This window comes from Kitasatospora sp. NBC_01250, assembly GCF_036226465.1.
Taxonomy (GTDB): domain Bacteria; phylum Actinomycetota; class Actinomycetes; order Streptomycetales; family Streptomycetaceae; genus Kitasatospora.
Window position 1 is genome coordinate 3,330,411 of the sequence record NZ_CP108476.1, and the last position, 16,551, is coordinate 3,346,961.

General features: G+C 72.1%; 12 protein-coding genes. 3 read left to right on the forward strand and 9 right to left on the reverse strand.

Annotated elements, in window-relative coordinates:
* The 3 genes from OG500_RS13470 to OG500_RS13480 all read right to left on the reverse strand — a co-directional run bounded on the left by OG500_RS13470 (nt 1) and on the right by OG500_RS13480 (nt 4,336).
* Nucleotides 1–1,194, reverse strand: a complete 1,194-nt coding sequence (locus tag OG500_RS13470) for an RtcB family protein (protein WP_329580045.1) — start codon at nt 1,192–1,194, stop codon at nt 1–3.
* 386 nt (nt 1,195–1,580) lie between these two features.
* A complete protein-coding gene (locus OG500_RS13475) occupies nt 1,581–2,969 on the reverse strand; it encodes a M16 family metallopeptidase (RefSeq protein ID WP_442789160.1) in 1,389 nt (462 codons plus the stop codon).
* Entirely contained in the window at nt 2,966–4,336 is a 1,371-nt protein-coding gene (locus tag OG500_RS13480) for a M16 family metallopeptidase (protein ID WP_442907033.1), read from the reverse strand. Before OG500_RS13480 ends, OG500_RS13475 begins: the two co-directional genes overlap by 4 nt.
* Nucleotides 4,337–4,612: 276 nt before the next feature.
* Here OG500_RS13480 and OG500_RS13485 point away from each other — a divergent pair, with 276 nt between their 5' ends.
* The 3 genes from OG500_RS13485 (at nt 4,613) to OG500_RS13495 (ending at nt 9,305) form a co-directional block, all read left to right on the forward strand.
* Complete coding sequence (locus tag OG500_RS13485) at nt 4,613–7,060, forward strand: DNA gyrase/topoisomerase IV subunit A (protein ID WP_329580048.1); 2,448 nt, start codon at nt 4,613–4,615, stop codon at nt 7,058–7,060.
* A gap of 52 nt (nt 7,061–7,112) precedes the next feature.
* Nucleotides 7,113–8,015 (forward strand): sucrase ferredoxin, encoded by a 903-nt coding sequence (locus OG500_RS13490; protein WP_329580051.1) that lies wholly within the window; start codon nt 7,113–7,115, stop codon nt 8,013–8,015.
* A 234-nt stretch (nt 8,016–8,249) separates the two neighbouring features.
* Nucleotides 8,250–9,305 carry an NlpC/P60 family protein gene (locus tag OG500_RS13495; protein WP_329580054.1) on the forward strand — a complete coding sequence of 352 codons (1,056 nt, stop codon included), beginning with the start codon at nt 8,250–8,252 and terminating at the stop codon, nt 9,303–9,305.
* 100 nt (nt 9,306–9,405) lie between these two features.
* Here OG500_RS13495 and OG500_RS13500 read toward each other — a convergent pair whose 3' ends face one another.
* From OG500_RS13500 to OG500_RS13525, 6 genes are all read right to left on the reverse strand, one after another.
* Nucleotides 9,406–11,043, reverse strand: coding sequence for a solute symporter family protein (locus OG500_RS13500; RefSeq protein ID WP_327066971.1), 1,638 nt, complete (start codon nt 11,041–11,043; stop codon nt 9,406–9,408).
* Entirely contained in the window at nt 11,040–11,546 is a 507-nt protein-coding gene (locus OG500_RS13505; protein WP_327066972.1) for a DUF485 domain-containing protein, read from the reverse strand. Before OG500_RS13505 ends, OG500_RS13500 begins: the two co-directional genes overlap by 4 nt.
* 186 nt (nt 11,547–11,732) lie before the next feature.
* The gene (locus tag OG500_RS13510; RefSeq protein ID WP_442907134.1) at nt 11,733–12,389 is read right to left on the reverse strand and encodes a response regulator; all 657 of its coding nucleotides are present in this window, start codon (nt 12,387–12,389) and stop codon (nt 11,733–11,735) included.
* 168 nt (nt 12,390–12,557) lie between these two features.
* The gene (locus OG500_RS13515) at nt 12,558–13,724 is read right to left on the reverse strand and encodes a sensor histidine kinase (protein WP_327066974.1); all 1,167 of its coding nucleotides are present in this window, start codon (nt 13,722–13,724) and stop codon (nt 12,558–12,560) included.
* Between the two features lie 33 nt (nt 13,725–13,757).
* Nucleotides 13,758–14,243: a DUF1453 domain-containing protein gene (locus tag OG500_RS13520; RefSeq protein WP_327066975.1), complete on the reverse strand. Its 486-nt coding sequence runs from the start codon at nt 14,241–14,243 to the stop codon at nt 13,758–13,760.
* Nucleotides 14,244–14,386: 143 nt separating this feature from the next.
* Nucleotides 14,387–16,498: a DNA gyrase/topoisomerase IV subunit B gene (locus tag OG500_RS13525; protein WP_329580063.1), complete on the reverse strand. Its 2,112-nt coding sequence runs from the start codon at nt 16,496–16,498 to the stop codon at nt 14,387–14,389.
* Nucleotides 16,499–16,551 lie beyond the last annotated feature (53 nt).

A 16,551-nucleotide genomic window follows, 5' to 3' on the forward strand; every position in this document is an offset into this window, starting at 1 on the left:
TCAACCCTTCACGCAGATGAGTTGCTTGAGGTGGGCGACCACCTCGACCAGGTCCTGCTGCTGCTCCATGACCTTCTCGATGGACTTGTACGCCCCCGGGATCTCGTCCACCACACCGCTGTCCTTGCGGCACTCCACGCCCTTGGTCTGCTCGACCAGATCGCGCGTGGTGAACCGCTTCTTGGCGGCCGTCCGGCTCATCTTGCGACCCGCGCCGTGGGAGGCGGAGTTGAACGAGGCGGGGTTGCCCAGACCGCGGACGATGTAGGAACCGGTGCCCATCGACCCCGGGATGATCCCGTAGTCGCCGGAGCCGGCCCGGATCGCGCCCTTGCGGGTGACCAGCAGGTCGACGCCGTCATAGCGCTCCTCGGCCACGTAGTTGTGGTGGCAGCTGATCACCGGCTCGAAGCCGACCTTGGCCCGGCGGAACTCGTTGCGGATCACGTCCTGGAAGAGCGCCATCATCATCGCCCGGTTACGGCTTGCGTACTCCTGCGCCCAGAACAGGTCCTGCCGATAGGCGTTCATCTGCGGGGTGTCCGAGATGAAGACCGCGAGGTCGCGGTCGACAAGCCCCTGGTTGTGCGGAAGCGACCGGGCGACCGTCATGTGGTGCTCAGCCAGCTCCTTGCCGATGTTGCGCGAACCGGAGTGCAGCATCAGCCAGATCGCACCCTCGGTGTCGAACGTGAGTTCGGTGAAGTGATTCCCCGAGCCCAGCGTCCCCATCTGCTGCATGGCCCGCTCGCGCCGCCACTTCACCTCCGGCGCCACGCCCTCGAACCGGTCCCAGAAGTCGTCCCAGCCCGCCGTCTGGAATCCGTGCAGCGTGCGCGGGTCGACCGGCTCGTCGTGCAGACCACGCCCGACCGGGATCACCTGCTCGATCTTCGAGCGCAGCCGGCTCAGGTCGTCGGGCAGGTCGCGGGTGGTGAGCGAGGTCTTGACCGCGCTCATCCCGCAGCCGATGTCCACGCCGACCGCGGCCGGGCAGACCGCGCCGTTCATCGCGATCACGGAGCCGACGGTGGCGCCCTTGCCCAGGTGGACGTCCGGCATCACGGCCAGGCCGTGCAGCCAGGGCAAGGTGGAGATGTTGCGCAGCTGCTGCATGGCGGCGCCTTCGACGGTGGCCGGGTCGGCCCACATCCGGATGGGGACCCGCGCGCCGGGTACCTCGGTGTACGACATGGTGTAACTGACCCCCAAAGGTCGACAGGATCAAGGGTAGGACCGCCACGCGAGGCGTCCGGCGTGGCTCGGGAAGACGGAGGAAGGCCCAGCGAGGACCAGCGGGCCCGGCAGTGCTCAGCGGGGCCCAGGATCGCGCGGCAGGCGCGGCACCGCGCTCAGGCGGTGGTGCGGCACGAAGCGGGAGCAGACGGCCTCGGGGAGCGTCGGGCGTCGATACGCCTGCCTGGTTGCTCGACCCGCATGGTGACCGCCTCCTCTCCGTCCGTTCAGGGTGCCGCCCGGTGCGACGGGGCTATCAACCCACAGTCCGGCCGGTCGGCGCAACGCAATAACGCGAGGGCCTGGCGGGTGTGCCCGCCAGGCCCTCTGATCAGCCGTCAGCCTCAGTTGGCGACCACGGTGACCTCACCGATGCCGAGCTCCTTGACCTGGTCGGCGATCACCGAGGCGTCCCCGACCAGCACGGTGACCAGCCGGTCGGTGGGGAACGCCGCCACCACGGCGGCGGTGGCCGCCGCCGTGTCGAGCTCGGCCAGCTCCCGGTAGACCTCGGCCTGGAAGTCGTCGGCCAGGTACTGCTCGACCTGGTCGGCCAGGGTCGCGGCCACCGATCCGGCCGTCTCGTACTTCAGCGGCGCGACGCCGACCAGGAACTGCACGGCCTCCTCGCGCTCGCCGTCGGTCAGCCCCTCCGCGGCCAGGGTGCGCAGGATGGTCCAGGTGTCGGCCAGCGCGGGGGCGGTGGAGGCGGTGTCCACCGAGCCGCTGATCGCCAGCAGCGCGCGCCCCGAGCCCTCGGCGTTGGAGCGCAGCGGCTGGGCGAAGGCCCGCACGCCGTAGGTGTAGCCCTTCTCCTCGCGCAGCACCCGGTCGAGCCGGGAGGTGAGGGTGCCGCCCAGGCAGTAGGCGCCCAGGGTCTGCGCGGCCCAGCTTGGGTCGTGCCGGTCCGGACCGATCCGGCCGATCAGCAGCTGGGTCTGCACCGAGCCCGGCCGGTCGACGATGATCACCCGCCCGGCGTCGTCGGCGCTGACGGCGGCGGCCTTGCTGGGGGCGGTCTGCTCACCGCTCCAGCGGCCGAGGGTGGACTCCAGCAGCGCCGGCAGGTCGACGCCGGTGAGGTCGCCGACGATCACCAGGGTGGCGGTGGAGGGCCGGATGTGCTCGTTGTAGAAGGCCTGGACAGCCGCACGGTCGATCCGCTTGACGGTCTCGGCGGTGCCCGAGCGCGGCCGGGAGAGCCGGTCGGCGGCGTCGAACAGCTCGGCGTAGAGCGCCTTGGCGGCGCGCCGGGCCGGGTTGGCCTGCTCGTGGACGATCTCGTCCAGCCGGTTGGCGACCAGGCGCTCGATCTCGTCGGCGGGCAGCGCGGGCGCCCGCAGCGCGTCGGCCAGCAGGGTCAGGCCGCGCTCCAGACGGGAGGCGGGCACCTCCAGGGCGACCCGGATGCACGGGTGGTCGGCGTGCGCGTCCATGGTCGCGCCGGCCCGCTCCAGCTCGGCGGCGAACTCCTCGGCGGTGAGCGTGTCGGTGCCCTCGCTCAGCGCCCGGGACAGGATGGTGGCGACGCCGTCCAGGCCCTCCGGCTCGGCGGCGAGCGGGGCGTCGAGCAACACCTCGACGGCGACCAGCTGCTGCCCGGGGCGGTCGCAGTGCAGCACCGTCAGGCCGTTGGCCAGCGCGGCGCGCTCGGGCGCGGGGAAGGCCCAGGGGGTGGGCGTGCCCGGCTGCGGCTGCGGGTGGAACGTCATGGTGGGAACGAAGGCGGTCATGCGGCGTCCTCCTCGTCGGCGGCGTCGTCGTCAGCGGTGGCGGGGAGCGGCTCGTAGACCAGGACCGCCCGGTTGTCGGGGCGCAGGCGCGCCGCGGCGACCGCCTGCACCTCCTCGGCGGTGACCTCCAGCACCCGGTCCAGCGCGCCGTTCACCAGCTTGGGGTCGCCGAAGAGCACGGCGTACCGGCACAGCTCGTCGGCGCGCCCGGCGACGGTGGTGAGCCGGTCCAGCCACTCGCGCTCGATCTGGGCCTGCGCCCGCTCCAGCTCCTCCGCGGTGGGGCCCTCGGCGGCGAACCGGGCCAGCTCCTCGTCCACGGCCAGCTCGATCTGCTCGACCGTCGCCTCGCCGGAGGTCTTCACGTCCAGCCAGCCGAGCGAAGGGGCGCCGGTCAGCCGCAGCAGGCCGAAGCCGGCCGAGACGGCGGTGCGGTCGCGGCGGACCAGCCGGTTGTAGAGGCGGCTGGACTCGCCGGAGCCGAGCACGGTCAGCGCCAGGTCGGCGGCGTCAGCCTCGCGGGTGCCGTCGTGGGGCAGCCGGTAGGCGGCCATCAGCGCGCGGGAGGGGACCTCCTCCTCGACCAGCTCGCGGATCTCCTGGCCGATGACCTCGGGCAGCGTGCCGTCGCGCGGCGGCTGCTTGCCGTCGTGGGCCGGGATGGTGCCGAAGTACTTCTCCACCCACGCGATGGTCTGCTCGACGTCGATGTCGCCGACCACCGAGAGCACCGCGTTGTTGGGCGCGTAGTAGGTGCGGAAGAACGTGCGGGCGTCCTCCAGCGTGGCGGCGTCCAGGTCGGCCATCGAGCCGATCGGGGTGTGGTGGTAGGGGTGACCGTCGGGGAAGGAGAGTGCGGTGAGCTTCTCGAAGGCGGTGCCGTACGGGACGTTGTCGTAGCGCTGGCGGCGCTCGTTCTTGACCACGTCGCGCTGGTTCTCCATCGACGTGTCGTCGAGGGCGGCCAGCAGCGAGCCCATCCGGTCGGCCTCCAGCCAGAGGGCGAGCTCCAGCTGGTGGGTGGGCATGGTCTCGAAGTAGTTGGTGCGCTCGAAGCTGGTGGTCCCGTTGAGGGAGCCGCCGGCGCCCTGGACCAGCTCGAAGTGCCCGTTGTTGGAGACGTTGGCGGAGCCCTGGAACATCAGGTGCTCGAACAGGTGAGCCAGACCGGTGCGGCCCTTCACCTCGTGCCGGGAGCCGACGTCGTACCAGAGGCAGACCGCGGCGACCGGGGTCAGGTGGTCCTCGGAGAGCACCACCCGCAGACCGTTGGCCAACCGGTGCTCCGTGATGGCGAAGCCTTGGCTTCCTGAACTGGTGTGACTAGCTGAACTGGCTCCGTGGGAGGCGGGGGCCGGGTTGGCCATGCGCTCGGATCCTTCCCGTCAGGTTGGCTCGGGGGTCTCTTCCGCCCCCCATTGTGGTGTAACGCGCAGGCCGCCGGGATGTGTCCGCGCAGGCGGCCCGTTCGCCACCGGCGGAAGCCGTCCGGTTCGTTCCGGGACCGCGCGAACGGCCACCGGGGCCACCGGCGAGGTGACCGTTGGCCGGGGCTGTCCGTGCGAGGGTCCACAATGGGGGGCGCCGTACCCTCCGGTGACGACATGTGAAGCAGCTGACAGACGCAAGGGAGCCCCGCCGCGATGGCCCGCCGCAGTTCGCCGACCCCGCCGCCCGGAGACTTCGAGGAGCGGATCCTCGACGTCGATGTCGTGGACGAGATGCAGGGTTCCTTCCTTGAGTACGCCTACTCCGTGATCTACTCGCGCGCCCTGCCGGACGCGCGGGACGGTCTCAAGCCGGTGCACCGGCGCATCCTGTACCAGGCCAACGAGATGGGCCTGCGCCCGGAGCGCGCGCACGTGAAGTGCGCCCGCGTGGTCGGCGAGGTGATGGGTCGGCTGCACCCGCACGGGGACGCGTCGATCTACGACTCGATCGTCCGGATGGCTCAGCCGTTCTCGATGCGGGTGCCGCTGATCGACGGGCACGGCAACTTCGGCTCGCTCGGCAACGACGACCCGCCGGCCGCGATGCGATACACCGAGTCGCGGCTGACCGCGGCCTCGATGGCGCTGGTGGAGTCGATCCACGAGGACACCGTCGACTTCGGTCCCAACTACGACGGCAGCGAGCAGGAGCCGGTGGTCCTCCCGGCCGCCTTCCCGAACCTGCTGGTCAACGGCACCTCCGGGATCGCGGTCGGGATGGCGACCAACATGCCGCCGCACAACCTGAGCGAGGTGGTGGCCGCCGCCCGCCACCTGATCAAGCACCCGAGCGCCGACCTCGACACCCTGATGCGCTTCGTCCCCGGCCCCGACCTGCCCACCGGCGGCCGGATCGTGGGCCTGTCGGGCATCCGGGACGCCTACCAGAGCGGCCGCGGCACCTTCAAGATCCGCGCCACCACGACGGTGGAGAACGTCACCGCCCGCCGCAAGGGCATCGTGGTGACCGAGCTGCCGTTCACGGTCGGCCCGGAGAAGGTGATCGGCAAGATCAAGGACCTGGTCAACGCCAAGAAGCTGCAGGGCATCGCGGACGTCAAGGACCTGACGGACCGTGAGCACGGCCTGCGGCTGGTGATCGAGGTCAAGAACGGCTTCGTGCCCGAGGCCCTGCTGGAGCAGCTCTACAAGCTGACGCCGATGGAGGAGACCTTCGGCATCAACAACGTGGCGCTGGTGGACGGGCAGCCGCTCACCCTGGGCCTCAAGGAGCTGCTCGAGGTCTACGTCGACCACCGCTTCGAGGTGGTCCGCCGGCGCAGCGAGTTCCGGCGCCGCAAGCGCCAGGAGCGGCTGCACCTGGTCGAGGGCCTGCTGGTGGCCCTGGTCGACATCGACGAGGTCATCGCGCTGATCCGGTCCAGCGACAACGCGGCCCAGGCCAAGGAGCGCCTGATGGAGCGCTTCTCGCTCTCCGAGACGCAGACCGCGTACATCCTGGACACCCCGCTGCGCCGGCTCACCCGCTTCGATCGGGTGGAGCTGGAGGCCGAGCAGTCCAAGCTGACCACGGAGATCGCCGAGCTGACCGAGATCCTGGAGTCGGACACCAAGCTGCGCTCCGTGGTCTCCAGCGAGCTGGGCGCGGTGGCCAAGCAGTTCGGCACCGAGCGGCGCACGGTGCTGCTGGAGGCCGGCGCGGTCTCCTCGGCGGCGCTCACGGTGCCGCTGGAGGTGGCGGACGACCCGTGCCGGGTGCTGCTCTCCGCCACCGGCCTGCTGGCCCGCACCGCGGACGGCGAGGCAGGGCAGGGCGCCGATCGCTCGAAGCACGATGTGATCGTCAGCGCGGTGCCGGCCACCGCGCGCGGCGATGTGGGCGCGGTGACCTCCAGCGGCCGGGTGCTGCGGCTGCCGGTGATCGACCTGCCCGCGCTGCCCCCGCAGCCCGCGCTGTCGCTGGCCGGTGGCGCCCAGGTGAGCGAGTTCCTGCGGCTGACCGCCGACGAGCGGGTGATCGCACTGACCACGCTGGACGAGTCCTCCCCGGGCCTGGCACTGGGCACCGTGCAGGGCGTGGTCAAGCGGGTGGTCCCGGAGTGGCCGTCCAACAAGGACGAGTTCGAGGTGATCGCGCTCAAGGACGGCGACGAGCTGGTCGGCGCGGTGGAGCTGCGCACCGGCGAGGAGGACCTGGTCTTCATCACCAGCGACGCCCAGCTGCTGCGCTACCCGGCGGGCCAGGTCCGCCCGCAGGGCCGTCCGGCCGGCGGCATGGCCGGGATCAAGCTGGCCGACGGCGCCCGGGTGCTGTCGTTCACGGCGGTGGACCCGGCGGCGGACGCGGTGGTGGTCTCGGTCGCGGGTGCCTCGGGCACCCTGACCGGGGAGGCCCAGAGCAGCTGGAAGGTCACGCCGTTCGAGCTCTACCCGCGCAAGGGCCGGGCCACCGGCGGGGTGCGCTGCCAGCGCTTCCTGCGCGGGGAGGACGCGCTGGCCTTCGCCTGGGCCGGGCCCGCTCCCGCCCGCGCGTCGGCGGCAGGCGGCTCGCCGATCACCCTGCCGGAGCGCGACCCGCGCCGCGACGGTTCGGGCACGCCGTTGAGCACGCCGGTCTCGGCAGCGGCAGGGCCGGTCTGACCTGCGGAAAACCCCACTCGGGCAGCCGACCGCGCGGCGGTAGGGTGCCCGAGTGAGCACCTGCACGAACCTCTCCGCTGAACTGGCCGAGCCGCTGGCCGCCACTGCCGCGACCGCGCGGACCTGGCTCCTGATCGAGCAGAGCGGCCCCTGGGGAGCCAAGGCACTCACCGAGAGCCACCTCGACAGTCGGCTCGGCCGGGAGCTGGAGGCCGCCAGCGCGGGGACGGGCGTCCGGGTGGCGCTGATCCGGCGCCCCGGACGGCACGCCGACAACCGGCCGGCGGCCCGTCACCAGGTGATCCTCGCGCACACCGTGCCGGGGCGGAGCTGGATCCGGCGGGCCGAATCGGCCGACCTGACGGAGCTGTCGGCGCTGGACCTGGCCGCCGCCGGAGCGGGCGACCACGGCGGCTTCGGCACCGCGCACACCGGCGGGCCGCTCGCCCTGGTGTGCACCAACGGCCGGCGCGACCGCTGCTGCGCACTGCTCGGCCGCCCGCTGGCCGCGGAGTTGGCCGCCGCCGGCCACAGCGAGGTCTGGGAGGTCACCCATCTGGGCGGACACCGCTTCTCCCCCACCATGCTGGTCCTGCCCTACGGCTATGCGTACGGGCGGTTGACCGAGGCCACGGCCAAGGAGGTGCTCGCCGTCACCACCGCCGGGCAGATGTGGCCGGCCCTCTCCCGCGGCCGCTCCTGCTGGGACCGCCCGGCCCAGGCGGCCGAGCAGGCGGTGCGCGAGCTGACCGGGGAGCACGCCGCCGAGACGCTGACGGTGACCCAGGACCTGCTGGCCGAGGGCGCGTGGCGCTGCCTGGTGCGGCACGTCGACGGCCGCTGCTGGCTGGTCGAGGTGGTGCGGAAGCTCAGCGAGCCGCCCCGGCCGGAGAGCTGCGGCAAGGCCCCGGGCACACCGGTGCGCATGGAGGTGCGCTCGGTGCGGCGGAGCTGAGTGCGGCCCGCCCTGCCGGGACACCCTGTCACCGAGCGTGCACCCTCTGTCGGCGCAATCCACGGCGCCGGACGGGCCCCGGGCCGCCTAGCGTGGCGGCCGTGGGCCTCCGCCCGCGCAACGGCTTCCGCTCGCCTCGAACGGGAGCCGTAGTGCCGTGCGGAACCGGTCGCTCCCGGCCCGGTTCCGCCGTCCCGGCCGCCCGGCCGGGCGCACGGAAGGAATGCACCGGATATGAAGCAGGACCTGAGCCCGGACCTGACCTCTGCCGACCAGATACCCGACCGCGGCGCGGCCGAGGCGGGGACCCCCGCCGCCGACAGCCCGCCCCCTGCGGACGGCGCGCACCAGCGGGCCACCCGGCTGCGCCACCGGGTCGGCCTGGCCGCCGCGATCGTCGCCGGAGCCGGATCGATCGGCCTGGGCGCCGATCTCGCGAGCGCGGCGCCCGCCCCCGAGCACGTGAACAGCAGCCCTGGGCTGGTCAGCGCCGACGACCCGGTGAACGGGGACGACGCCTCGACCGGCGACGGCACCGACACCGACGCGGCCGGCGACAGCGCTCTGCTGACGGACGGGGCGACGAACGAGGGCACCGACCAGGGCGCGGCCCTGGCCGACACCTCCCAGGACCAAGGCACCACCCAGGACCAGAGCACCACCCAGGACGGCGCCACCGGCCAGGCGACCCCGGACGGGACCGCCGGCGGCGGCGACAGCGCGACCAGCGGCGACATCCAGCAGGGCTGGGACGGCTCGGTCTACTGGTTCCGCAACGGCAGCGGCGAGTGGCGCTACACCAGCGACCGCGGCGTCTACCTGAGCCGGACCGGCCCGACCGGCGCGGACGACGGCGACGGCAACGGTGGCACCGACTCCGGCACGGCCGAGTCGCCGGACACCCGCGCCGGGCAGGCCGCGAGCAGCGGCAGCGTCGAGGCGGCCATCGACTTCGCCGAGGCACAACTCGGCAAGCCCTTCGTCTGGGGCGGCAACGGCCCCGACGGCTACGACTGCTCCGGCCTCATCCACGCGGCCTTCCGGCACGCCGGCATCTCACTGCCCCGGATCGCCAACGACCAGTACGCCGCGACCACGCCGGTCACCGCGAGCCGGATGCGCCGCGGCGACCTGCTGTTCTGGTCGTACGACGGCAGCGTCCGCGGCATCCACCACGCCGCGCTCTACCTGGGCAACAACCGCTACATCGAGGCCGCGCACCCGGGCACCTACGTCCGGATCTCCACGCTGAACAGCGGCTACTTCCCGACCTTCATCGGCCGCGTGTGACCCGCCGCGCCCCTGGTGAACACCGTGTGGACCCCGGCCGCGTGCGCGGCCGGGGTCCACACGGGTGACAGCACCCGCCGATCCGGGGACGGGGCCGGAGTCAGACCGCGCCGGCCCCGGTCAGCGAGCGGACCTCCAGTTCGGCGAACTTGTCCGCGTCCGCCCGCTCCTCGCCGCTGACCGTGCCGACCCAGCCGAGCAGGAAGCCCAGCGGGATCGAGATCAACCCGGGGTTCTCCAAGGGGAACCAGTGGAAGTCCACCGCGGGGAACATCGCGGTCTTGCTGCCGGAGACCACCGGCGAGAAGAACACCAGCACCAGTGCCGGCACCAGCCCGCCGTAGGTGGCCCAGCAGGCGCCGCGGGTGGTGAAGCGGCGCCAGAAGAGATTGTAGATCAGGGTGGGCAGATTGGCCGAGGCCGCCACCGCGAAGGCCAGACTGACCAGGAAGGCGACGTTGAGCCGCTGGGCGAACAGGCTCAGCACGATCGCCACGCCGCCGATCAGCACGGCGGCCAGCCGTGCCACCACCACCTCCTGGCGCTCCGTCACCGCCGGCCGGTCCGCACGGCGGAAGGCCTGGGCGTAGAGGTCGTGGGCGAAGGAGACGGAGGAGGCCAGGGTCAGGCCGGCGACCACCGCGAGGATGGTGGCGAAGGCGATCGCCGAGGTGAGGGCGAACAGCAGGGTGCCGCCGGTGCTGCCCTCGCCACCGCCCAGGTTGAGCGCGAGCAGCGGGACCGCCGTGTTGCCCGCCGAGTTGGCGGCCTTCACCGCCTTGGAGCCCACCAGCGCGGTGGCCCCGAGACCCAGGACGACGGTCATCAGGTAGAAGCAGCCGACCAGGCCGATCGCCCAGATGGTGGAGCGGCGGGCGGCCCTGGCGGTGGGCACGGTGTAGAAGCGGGAGAGGATGTGCGGCAGGCCGGCGGTGCCCAGCACCAGGGCCAGGCCCAGGCTGACGAAGTCGAGCCGGCTGGTGGCGGAGCCGCCGTACTTGAGTCCGGGCTCCAGGTAGCGGTCACCCGCGCCGCTGCTGCGCGCCGCGGCGTGCATCAGCTCGGCGAGGTCGAACTGGAAGCGCACCAGGACCCAGCAGGTGAGCAGGACGGCGCCGGTCATCAGCATCAGCGCCTTGACGATCTGGATCCAGGTGGTGGCACGCATGCCGCCGACCGTCACATAAATGATCATCAGGGCGCCGACGGCGACGATGGTCCAGGTGTTGGCGGCGGCCCCGGTGGTGCCCAGCAGCAGTCCCACCAGACTGCCCGCGCCGACCATCTGGGCGATCAGGTAGAGCAGGGTGACCACCACGCTGGCGCTGCCGGCCGCCGCCCGGACCGGACGCTGCCGCATCCGGGTGGCCAGCACGTCGGCCAGGGTGTAGCGGCCGGTGTTGCGCACCAGCTCGGCCACCCACATCAGGACGACCAGCCAGGCCACCAGGAAGCCGATGCTGTACAGCATGCCGTCGTAGCCGTACAGCGCGATCAGTCCGGTGACCCCGAGGAAGGAGGCCGCGGAGAGGTAGTCGCCGGAGAGCGCGATGCCGTTCTGCAGCGCACCGAAGTCGCGGCCCCCGGTGTAGAAGTCCTCGGCGGCCTGACCGCGCCGCCCCACCCACAGGGTGATGGCCAGGGTCACCACGACCACCAGCGCGAAGAGCACGACGGCCAGGCCGTGGTGGTCCCCGGAGCCGATCGAGGGAACAGCGGCGTGTGGGGTAGGAGTCATCGCAGCTGGTCCTGGGTCTCCCAGCGCAGGCCGAGGGCGGCTCGGTCGCGCTTGGTGCGGGCGTTTCGGGCGTACAGCCAGGTGATCAGGAAGGTCGAGACGAACTGGAGCACACCCAGCAGCCAGGCGATGCTGAACGGGCCGGCGACCGGGGTGCGCATCAGGTCGGGCGCCGCCGCCTGGGCCGTGACGTAGAAGAGGTACCAGCCGAGGAAGACGGCGGTGGCCGGGAAGACGAAGGTCCGGTAGTTGCGGCGGATCTCCTGGAACGCGGCGCTCTGCTGGACCTCGCGGTAGACCTCGGCGGCGGCCGGATCCGGGGCGGGTTCGACGGGTTGGAGTGGCCGCTGGGCAGGAACCGCGCTGCGGGTCGCGACCTCGCGGGTGGCGGGCCGGACGGCCGCGCCGGGGGGACCGGACGCACCTGGGGTCGACCACCAGTCAAATCGCTGGCCCTGCCGGGGCGTCCGGCCGGTCGATCCGGTGACTTCGTGCTGTGCCAATGCTGCTCCTGGCCCGGGATGCACCACCGAGCGGTGGGGCGTCGGGTATCGGCACCGGGCACTCCGGACGACCCGCCCCGAAGATCCATGCGGCGTACCGACGGCGCCCTGACGGGAACCATGATGGCAAGTCAGAAACCGAAATGTGGCATTCAGCCAGGATTTTCACCCGATGAGGTGAGATCACTAGGTTCGCGAACTACCGGAAATCCCATGCCTGAAGGCATAGCTGACCGCTTGCGCACGGTCCCGGACGGCGGTTTTCGCGAAGAGGTTGTTGATATGCGTCTTGACGGTCGCCGGGCTGACGAACAGTGCCTCGGCGATCTCCGCGTTGGACAATCCCTCGGCGATCAGCGCCAGCACCTCGGCCTCACGCGCCGTCAGTCCGTCGGGCAGCGGGCGCTGGCCGGCCGGCGCCTGGGCCGCCGGCTCGGCCTGGTGCGGCTCACCCGGTGCTGCGGGCGCGGCCGGCGCGGCACCGGCGAGCCGCTCCAGCAACCGTCGCTGCACCTGGGGCGAGAGACCCGCCGCACCCGCCCGGACATCGGCGATGGCCCGGGCGATCTCCTCGGCGCCGGCGTCCTTGGTGAGGTAGCCCCGCGCACCCGCCTGCAGTGCGGGGAAGAGCGAGTCGTCCTCCGCGTAGGTGGTGAGCACCACCACCTCGGTGCCCGGGTGGTCCGCCCGGATCAGCCGGGTGGCCTCCACCCCGTCGCAGCGCGGCATCCGCAGGTCCATCAGCACCACGTCCGGGGCGTGCTCGGCGACCATCCGCACCGCCTCCTCGCCGTCCGCCGCCGCACCCACCACCGTGATCCCGGGCAGCAGGCCCAGCAGCATCACGATGCCCTCGCGCACCACGGTCTGATCGTCGGCGACCAGCACCCGTGTCTGTGACGCCGCGTCCTTCGCCCCGCTCCGCTCGTGCACCGGCCACCCCGTTCCGCGCTGCGCGCGCTCGTTCCGTCCTGCCTACCGCTCCTTCTTACCGCGCCGGGCGCGTCGCGGTCACGCAGGCAGCCGCAGCCGCACCAGCCAGCCGTCCGCCTCGGGGCCGGCCTGCAGACTGCCGCCGATCAGTTCGGCCCGCTCGCGCATGCCCAGCAGTCCGTAACCGTTTCCGCTGGCGGCCAGCTCCGACAACCCGCCCCCGGCCGGTCCGCCGTCGTTGCGGACCAGCAGCTCCACCTCCTGGTCGAGGTACTGCAGTTCCACCGTGCGGTGGGCCCGCGGCGCGTGCTTGCGGATGTTGGTGAGCGCCTCCTGCGCCGTGCGCCGCACCGCCAGGCCGACCTCGGCGTTGAGCGGGCGGGGCGTGCCGGTCACGGTCAGCCGGGCCTGCTCCTGCTGGGCCAGCTCCACCAGGAACTCACCGACCGGGGTGAACTCGCCGCGCAGCGCGGAGAGCGCCTGCTTGGTCTCCTTGAGCCCGTCCTGGGCCATCCTGCGGGCCGCCACCACACGCTCCCTGATCTGCTCCCGGTCGGCCCCGCCGTCCAGCATCAGCCGGGCTGCCTCCAGATGGACCAGCTGCGCCGAGAGACTGTGCGCCAGCACGTCGTGGATCTCCCGGGCGATCCTGGCCCGCTCGGCCAGCGCCGCGCTCTCCGCCTCGGCCGCCCGGGCCGCCTGTTCCTGCTGGAGCAGGCGCTGCGCGGTGCCACGGGCCTCGGCGTCCAGTCGCAGCAGGTAGCCCAGCAGGAGCAGGCCCGCCACGGTGGCGAGCAGTGCGAGGAAGGTGTTCCCGCCGGTCACCGCGAACGAGGCGAGAGCGGCCGCGCAGGTGGGCAGCGCGGCCGCGAGCGGCAGGCGCTGCAGGGCCACCACCGCGAGCACGCACCAGATCACGTCGGCCAGGGTGTCGGCCCCGATGTGGTGCGCGAGCGGGGCCAGGACCAGCAGCTGCCCGGCGACCGCCAGCGACCAGCGGATCCGGTGCCGGCGGGTGGTCCGGTAGAACAACTGGAGCAGGGCGACCGCGGCGACCAGCAGGACCGCCGCCCCGGCGACGGTCCCGGCGCCCCCGGCCAACCGGTCGCCGTTGAAGGTCCCCAGGACCAGCCCCGTCAGCATGGCCAGCCGGCCGACGCCGGAGAGCATCAGGCCGGGCAGCGACCGCTTCTCCCGGGACAGGGCCTCCCGCGAGGGCCAGCGCGTCCAGGTGTCCAGCGGCACGGGCAGTGGTCCTTCCAGGGTGGCGTCGATGATTCAGACCACCGCACGCAGGTTCTGCGAGCCGTCCAGCATGCGGGCCCTCCAGTTGACCACGACACCGCGCACCAGCAGCAGCGCGCCCAGCGTGAGCAGCAGCGAGCTGGAGTTCTGGTGCACGTGCATCGCGCTGCCGAGCCCGTACAGACCCACCCGCAGGACGATCAGGCCCGCCCACGCGGCGACCGTGGCGACAGTGCCCTTGACCCAGATCGCGCCGTCGCTCTCCCGCCAGATCCTGACCGTCCAGCCCCAGGCCGAGCCCATGGCCACCACGACCACGACCGAGGCGAGCAGCAGGCCGATCGCCGTCCCCCGGTGGGCCGGGTCGATCAGGTGCGGGTCACGCAGCGCCAGCGCACCGAGGACCACCGGCAGGACCCAGAAGCGACGCTCGGTGTTGACCTTGCGCGCCTGGAACTGGCGGCGGGCGATGAAGACGACCACCACGAGAATGATGAGGATGTTGCTCAGCGCGACCATCGGAGCGCTCCATCTCGAACGGAGAGGTTTCTGACGCTCTCGACGCTACGGATCGCGCGCCGCCGGCTGATCGGCTCCAGGGTTGATTCAACGCCGAGGGGGGCTCTCCACCCCTGGGTGGAGAGCCCCCCTCGCGATCACCGTCAGGCGTCGATCCGCGAGCGGTCCAAGGTGGCCGCCGAGTCGACGATGAACTCCTTGCGAGGGGCCACGTCGTTGCCCATCAGCAGGTCGAAGACCTGCTCGGCCGCGGGCAGGTCGCCGAGGTTGATCCGGCGCAGCGTGCGGTGGCGCGGGTCCATCGTGGTCTCGGCCAGCTGGTCGGCGTCCATCTCGCCCAGGCCCTTGTACCGCTGCACCGGCTCCTTCCAGCGCAGGCCCTTGGCCTGGAACTCCAGCAGGGTCCGGCGCAGCTCCGCGTCGGAGTACGTGTAGTGGTACTTCTCCTGGCCGCGCTTGGGGTTGGTGAGCTCGATCCGGTGCAGCGGCGGGACCGCCGCGAAGACCCGGCCCTGCTCGACCATCGGCCGCATGTAGCGCTGAAAGAGCGTCAGCAGCAGGATCCGGATGTGTGATCCGTCGACATCGGCGTCGGCCATGAAGATCACCCGGCCGTAGCGGGCCTGGTCGATGTCGAAGGTGCGGCCGGAGCCCGCTCCTATCACCTGGATGATCGCCGCGCACTCGGCGTTCTTGAGCATGTCCGAGACCGAGGCCTTCTGGACGTTGAGGATCTTGCCGCGGATCGGCAGCAGCGCCTGGAACTCGGAGTTGCGGGCCAGCTTGGCGGTGCCGAGCGCGGAGTCGCCCTCGACGATGAACAGCTCGCTGCGCTCCACGTCGTCGCTGCGGCAGTCGGCCAGCTTGGCGGGCAGCGAGGAGGTCTCCAGCGCGGTCTTGCGGCGCTGGGCCTCCTTGTGCTGGCGCGCGGCGACCCTGGTCCTGGCGGCTGCCACGACCTTCTCCAGCACCGCCCTGGCCTGGACCTTCTCGTCCTTCTTGGACGAGGTCAGGAAGGCCTTGAGCTCTCGGGCGACCACCGCGGCCACGATCCGGTTGGCGGCCGAGGTGCCGAGCACCTCCTTGGTCTGCCCCTCGAACTGCGGCTCGGCCAGCCGGACGGTGACCACGGCGGTCAGGCCCTCGGTGGCGTCGTCCTTGGTGATGTCGTCCTCGGCGACCCGCAGCAGCTTGGCCGCGCGCAGCGCCTCGTTGACCGTCTTGGCCAGCGAGCGCTCGAAGCCGGTGACGTGGGTACCGCCCTTGGGCGTGGCGATGATGTTGACGAAGGAACGCAGCGTCGTGTCGTAGCCGGCGCCCCAGCGCAGCGCGATGTCCACGCCGAGCTCACGGGTGACCTCGGTGGGGGTCATGTGGCCGAGGTCGTCCAGGACCGGAACGGTCTCCTTGAAGGTCCCCTCGCCGCGCAGCCGCAGCACGTCGCAGACCGGCTTGTCGGGCGCCAGGAACTCGCAGAACTCGCCGATCCCGCCGTCGAAGCGGAAGGTGGACTCCTCGACCTTGTCGCTCTCCGTCAGCCGCTCGTCACGCACCACGATGGTCAGGCCGGGGACCAGGAAGGCGGTCTGGCGGGCGCGGTTGTGCAGGTTCTCCAGGGAGAGCTTGGCCTCCTTGAGGAAGATCTGCCGGTCGGCCCAGTAGCGGATCCGGGTGCCGGTGCGGGTCTTGGGCACCTTGCGGGCCTTGGTGAGGCCGCTGGCCGGGTCGAACGGGGCGTCCGGGCTGAGTTCGGTGAACACACCCGGGGTGCCGCGGCGGAAGCTGATGGCGTGGGTGTGGCCACTGCGGTCCACCTCCACGTCGAGCCGGGCGGAGAGTGCGTTGACCACGGAGGCACCGACGCCGTGCAGGCCGCCGGAGGCCGCGTAGGAGCCGCCGCCGAACTTGCCGCCCGCGTGCAGCTTGGTCAGCACGACCTCGACGCCGGACAGCCCGGTCTTCGGCTCCACGTCCACCGGGATGCCGCGGCCGTTGTCGCGCACCTCCACCGAGCCGTCGTCGTGCAGCACGACCTCGATCCGGTCGCAGAACCCGCCGAGCGCCTCGTCCACCGCGTTGTCGATGATCTCCCAGAGGCAGTGCATCAGGCCGCGGCTGTCGGTGGAACCGATGTACATGCCGGGCCGCTTGCGGACCGCCTCGAGCCCCTCGAGGACGAGCAGATGCCGAGCGGTGTAGTTGGATCCGTCTTCCGTGGCACGCAGGGCAGGCGGCACGGTCGTTTCGGCGCTCACGCGGTGCACTCCTCCAAAGAGACTTCTGACTCGGTCCGGCGATTCCCGGATCT

Coding starts and splice junctions, on each gene's coding strand:
- OG500_RS13500 (WP_327066971.1), bottom strand. CDS start 11,043: ATGACTCCTACCCCACACGCCGCTGTTCCCTCGATCGGCTCCGGGGAC.
- OG500_RS13510 (WP_442907134.1), bottom strand. CDS start 12,389: ATGCTGCTGGGCCTGCTGCCCGGGATCACGGTGGTGGGTGCGGCGGCG.
- OG500_RS13485 (WP_329580048.1), top strand. CDS start 4,613: ATGGCCCGCCGCAGTTCGCCGACCCCGCCGCCCGGAGACTTCGAGGAG.
- OG500_RS13520 (WP_327066975.1), bottom strand. CDS start 14,243: ATGGTCGCGCTGAGCAACATCCTCATCATTCTCGTGGTGGTCGTCTTC.
- OG500_RS13480 (WP_442907033.1), bottom strand. CDS start 4,336: ATGGCCAACCCGGCCCCCGCCTCCCACGGAGCCAGTTCAGCTAGTCAC.
- OG500_RS13470 (WP_329580045.1), bottom strand. CDS start 1,194: ATGTCGTACACCGAGGTACCCGGCGCGCGGGTCCCCATCCGGATGTGG.
- OG500_RS13495 (WP_329580054.1), top strand. CDS start 8,250: ATGAAGCAGGACCTGAGCCCGGACCTGACCTCTGCCGACCAGATACCC.
- OG500_RS13475 (WP_442789160.1), bottom strand. CDS start 2,969: ATGACCGCCTTCGTTCCCACCATGACGTTCCACCCGCAGCCGCAGCCG.